Source organism: Mesorhizobium sp. M2E.F.Ca.ET.209.01.1.1, assembly GCF_004010375.2.
GTDB lineage: Bacteria > Pseudomonadota > Alphaproteobacteria > Rhizobiales > Rhizobiaceae > Mesorhizobium.
In genome coordinates, this window is sequence record NZ_SADP02000703.1 from 1 (window position 1) to 331 (window position 331).

At 55.9% G+C, this 331-nt stretch carries 1 protein-coding gene; it reads left to right on the forward strand.

Annotated features, from left to right (window positions below):
* A partial coding sequence (locus tag EN852_RS37520) for a sugar phosphate nucleotidyltransferase (protein ID WP_246694546.1) occupies positions 1-331 on the forward strand: 331 nt, incomplete at both ends.

The window sequence follows — 331 nt, forward strand, 5'->3', positions numbered from 1 at the left end:
ACAATCCCAAGCAATTTCATGATCTTTCCGGCGACGGGTCGATGCTTGTGAAGACGGTGCGACGCCTGAAGGCGCGGCCGACTGGCGACACTCCGATCCAACTGATCGCGTCGGAAAGACATGCCGATCGAATTCTTTCCGACATTGTTCCACTGGGTTTGAATGGCGGCAGACCGATTTTCGAGCCCGTCGGCCGCAATACCGCGGCGGCCGTAGCCCTGGCGACGCTGATAACTATTTACGAATACGGCCATGACACGCTTCTGCTTGTGGTCCCTTCGGATCACGAGATATCGACTGAACTCAAATTCTGGGAAACGGTCGAGTCAGG